This is a genomic window from Petralouisia muris, assembly GCF_004793545.1.
Classification (GTDB): Bacteria; Bacillota; Clostridia; order Lachnospirales; family Lachnospiraceae; genus Petralouisia; species Petralouisia muris.
Genome location: NZ_SRYA01000163.1, coordinates 1 through 3,821 on the forward strand (window position 1 = coordinate 1; position 3,821 = coordinate 3,821).

Annotated in this window: 6 protein-coding genes and 1 pseudogene; 3 read left to right on the forward strand and 4 right to left on the reverse strand. The window is 41.6% G+C overall.

What is annotated here, in order from left to right:
- The 4 genes and pseudogenes from E5329_RS32005 to E5329_RS28520 all read right to left on the reverse strand — a co-directional run.
- Positions 1–593: ABC-2 family transporter permease (locus tag E5329_RS32005; RefSeq protein WP_330572422.1), on the reverse strand; the 593-nt coding region annotated here is incomplete at its 3' end.
- Positions 563–784 carry an ABC transporter permease gene (locus E5329_RS31375; protein WP_275443864.1) on the reverse strand — a complete coding sequence of 74 codons (222 nt, stop codon included), beginning with the start codon at positions 782–784 and terminating at the stop codon, positions 563–565. The genes E5329_RS32005 and E5329_RS31375, both read right to left, overlap by 31 nt.
- Entirely contained in the window at positions 781–1,503 is a 723-nt protein-coding gene (locus E5329_RS28515) for an ABC transporter permease (RefSeq protein ID WP_135992494.1), read from the reverse strand. Before E5329_RS28515 ends, E5329_RS31375 begins: the two co-directional genes overlap by 4 nt.
- Positions 1,500–1,970 (reverse strand): annotated as a pseudogene (locus tag E5329_RS28520) (ATP-binding cassette domain-containing protein); the annotation flags it as partial. The pseudogene E5329_RS28520 and the gene E5329_RS28515, both read right to left, overlap by 4 nt.
- Before the next feature lie 18 nt (positions 1,971–1,988).
- On the opposite strand from E5329_RS28520, the gene E5329_RS28525 reads away from it, so the two are divergent.
- The 3 genes from E5329_RS28525 (at position 1,989) to E5329_RS31385 (ending at position 3,748) form a co-directional block, all read left to right on the forward strand.
- Positions 1,989–2,693: a response regulator transcription factor gene (locus tag E5329_RS28525; protein ID WP_135992495.1), complete on the forward strand. Its 705-nt coding sequence runs from the start codon at positions 1,989–1,991 to the stop codon at positions 2,691–2,693.
- 111 nt (positions 2,694–2,804) lie between these two features.
- A complete protein-coding gene (locus E5329_RS31380; RefSeq protein ID WP_275443865.1) occupies positions 2,805–3,341 on the forward strand; it encodes a hypothetical protein in 537 nt (178 codons plus the stop codon).
- Complete coding sequence (locus tag E5329_RS31385) at positions 3,338–3,748, forward strand: sensor histidine kinase (RefSeq protein WP_275443866.1); 411 nt, start codon at positions 3,338–3,340, stop codon at positions 3,746–3,748. Before E5329_RS31380 ends, E5329_RS31385 begins: the two co-directional genes overlap by 4 nt.
- The last annotated feature ends 73 nt before the right edge of the window (positions 3,749–3,821 follow it).

Consider the following 3,821-nt stretch of genomic DNA (forward strand, 5'->3'; position numbering starts at 1 on the left):
TACCTAAAGGTTTCGCCTAAAGGCGAGGGTTTTAACCCCATTATACAGACAATAAGCAAACAAATAATTGTAATACCAATAGCAACAGGAAGCCACGGAGTTAACTCTACCTGTGCAATTGTAAGGTTGGAAGCCAATTTCCCATATTCAGCCGTTATTACAAAGAATGGATATGACATTGGATAGGCAAACCATATCTTTGTATTTATCATCAAAACGGATGGTACAATCGAAGCAAGCCCAATTCCGATAGAAAAAATCGGTATCTGAATACATACTGATAAAAGCCAAAAAAACGTAAGCATCAGAATTGCCGCCGCAAAAATCACCCCGGCTTCCTTGAAAACAAACAATGGCTGCAAAATGAAATCATAATCCTGCATTTGTGATGCTATCCTTGCGCTTACAAAATACATTCCAATGGACATCAGTGTTTGAAAAGCTGCCAGCGCAAGCAAGACAACAAATTTTGCCAAACATAATTTAGCGGCGTCCACTGGCAGAGAAAGCATTTTCAATATACCTTTATTGCTTCTTTCTGTCATATTCAGCAAAACCGTACTCACAACCTGCTTGCAGGAAAGATAAACCACACCATTCCCATAAAGCCTTGTATCAAAAAGTTGTTTTCTGGCGAAATACCTTCTGCCTGCATTCTAAAGTTCACATTGGCATTGAAGATAGAAGGCAGCCAAAGAATGACGACGGCAATTGCCAAAATCAAAAGGATTTTGGAACGGCGTATTTTTGTAAATTCAATGCTGATGAGAGATAAAAAATTCATTCAAAAGACCTCCTAACCTTTAAGAATAAAACCTCCGCAATCCCAATGATAAGGATTTCAGCTATTGCGGCAATCAAAAACGAGTGGGCGGTATGTTCTGCTGTACCTGCAAATATCTGAAATGGAAGTGCAAATGGAAACAGCGATAAAATGAAGTTCTTTGTGGGCAGCATTGTAGCTGTAAATACACACACAACGCCGACGCCGAGGGACACCCACATATTCTTACACGCTGATGCAAGGAACAGCGAGCCCAAAGCTGTGGGTAGCATTAACAGTAAAGCATATCCAAAGTTTTTTATTATTTCTGTCCATACTTCAGGGGACGGTTCAAACCAATGATACGAGCAGAAAGCTATACTCGCGGCTTCTATTGCCAATATCATAACGCACATTAGCGCCATGAAAGTGACCTTGCTAAAAAACAGGTTACTCTCTTTCATCGGCAGCGTACACATTCTTTGGATGGCATTCTCTGCATATTCCGTGTGATACATTAGGCAGGCTCCCGCTACAATAAGCAGAATATTGAGCATAGTCATCATCTGCCAATTCGCATCCATCAGGATTTGAACAGGCGCAGCCTGAAGCCCCAAATAGTTTTCTGAACGAACTGCCATGTTAAGGACAGGCACTATCGCTGCTAAAAATCCTCCGCAGAGAAATGCAGGCATAAAACCCGTCCGTTTTACTTTTTTGCATTCCAGATAGAAACTCATCTTACACCACCTCTCTGCATGTTGTCGGCATCAATCAAGGCAAGAAAGGTATCTTCCAAATTATCTGTAGGATAACCTTGTGCCGCTGCATGAAATTTCAATTAGTCAAGCGTTCCTTCAAACAGCAGATGACCGTGATTGAGAATGCCGATATTATCTGCCATCAGTTCGATTTCGGACAGCAAGTGGGATGATACCAATACAGTGCAGTCAAATTTCTGTGGCAGGGAACGGATACGGGTTCTGATTTCGTGAATGCCAACAGGGTCAAGCCCGTTAGTCGGCTCGTCAAGAATCAGAATTGGCGGTCTGCCAATCAAAGCGCTTGCGAGTCCTAATCTCTGCTTCATTCCAAGAGAATACTTTTTGGCAAGTCTGCCTTTATGCTGTGTAAGGCCGACCAACTTCAACGCCTCAGAAACGGCAGATTTGGGCAATCCCAAAATTTTACGAATAATATCCAGATTTGAAAAGGAGCGAAGTATATGGACTGTGAATATTTAAAAAGCAAACGCATCCTGCTTGTTGATGATGAACAGGAACTTTTGGATATGGTCGTATCTATTTTAAAAGAAGAAGGTTTTTGTAATATTTGGGCTGCTAAAAATGTGAAGGACGCTCTTTCAGTAGCTGCGGCAGTAGAGCCAGAGTTTGCCATTCTTGATGTAATGCTGCCTGATGGCAGCGGATTTCACTTGATGGAGCAATTAAAACAGAACGGTGAATATCCTATACTCTTTTTAACTGCCTGTGGCGAGGAGGAGGATAAATTCAAGGGCTTTGGTCTTGGAGCGGATGATTATGTTGTAAAGCCATTTCTTCCAAAGGAACTTGTTTTCCGCATTATGGCAATTTTACGCAGAAGCTACAAAGAGGAAAGTCCTCTTGTAAAACTTCAAAACAGTGAGATAGATTTTGATCGAGCCGAAGTGATAAAAAACAGCGAACATATTCCTTTGACAGCCAAAGAACACGATATTCTGGCCGCTCTGTACCGCAATGCAGGTCGGATCGTTACAATTGACGCTCTGTGTGAAGCTGCATGGGGCGCTAATCCTTTTGGATATGAAAATTCTCTGATGGCGCACATTCGGCGCGTTAGAGAGAAAATAGAAGAAAATCCCTCTCGCCCTGTATCCTTAATTACGGTCAAGGGATTGGGATACAAACTGATTGTAGGTGGAAAATGATATGAAAAGTGTCCCAAAACTGATACGCCGGTATGCAGGCATCATGCTTTTTAGCTGCGTACTGCTCCTTGTCCTGAATTTTGTTTGCTCGTTATCTTTACTGCAAGACAAATGCCCAACGCATATCCATGGAAAACTGCTGAAGAAATTGCAGACGCTCTTCAACAGACAGATGATGGCAAATACAGCCTGCCCGATGCAGCTTCTCTTGAACTGAAACACTTTGATGCCTGGGCAATCTTCATAGATAATGAAACAAAGCAAGTGAAATGGCATACTGCTAATTTGCCAGAAGCGATACCGATGTCCTATACGCTTTCTGATATCGCAAGTCTAACCCGTGGATACATAGATGGATATCCAACCTTTACAGGTGAGGCGGAAGATGGTCTTATTGTATTGGGTTATCCCAAAGATAGCTTTTGGAAACATATGTGGCCAAGCTGGGACTATGAACTTATTGCAAGCTTACCTAAGACGGCTTTATTTGTTTTGGCTGTCAATGCTGCGCCTATTTTTTTAATTTATGTGGTTGCAAATTCTATGCTGCTGAAATCAATTAAGCCGATTGTAAATGGCATACAAAGCTTACCAATGGGAGAGCCTGTAACTATTAAAGAAAAGGGCTGTTGTCTGAACTTGCAATGAGTATCAATAAAACATCCAAGATTTTACAATCTCAAAATAATCAGCTTCGCAGGAAAGAAACGGCAAGAGCAAATTGGATTGCGGGAGTATCCCACGATATTCGAACGCCTTTATCAATGATTATGGGGTATGCGGGTCAATTAAGAGAAGACGCATATTTGACGGATGAAGAACGCCAGAAGGCGGCAGTTATCGTGAAGCAAAGCCAACGGATGCGAAATTTAATCAATGACCTTAACTTGGCCTCAAAATTAGAGTATAATATGCAGCCAATTCATCCCCAAAAGGAAAATTTGATTGCGGTTATCCGGCAGGTCGCTGTAGATTTTATCAATATGGACATTGATGACAAACACCCAATTGAATGGGAAACGGATGTCTCTGACACTCTGCCCTGTGAACGCTGACAAAGACTTGATAAAACGCAATGTCATTAACTTAAGGAATCTTTTACATTTGAATTGTAAAAGGTTCCTTTTT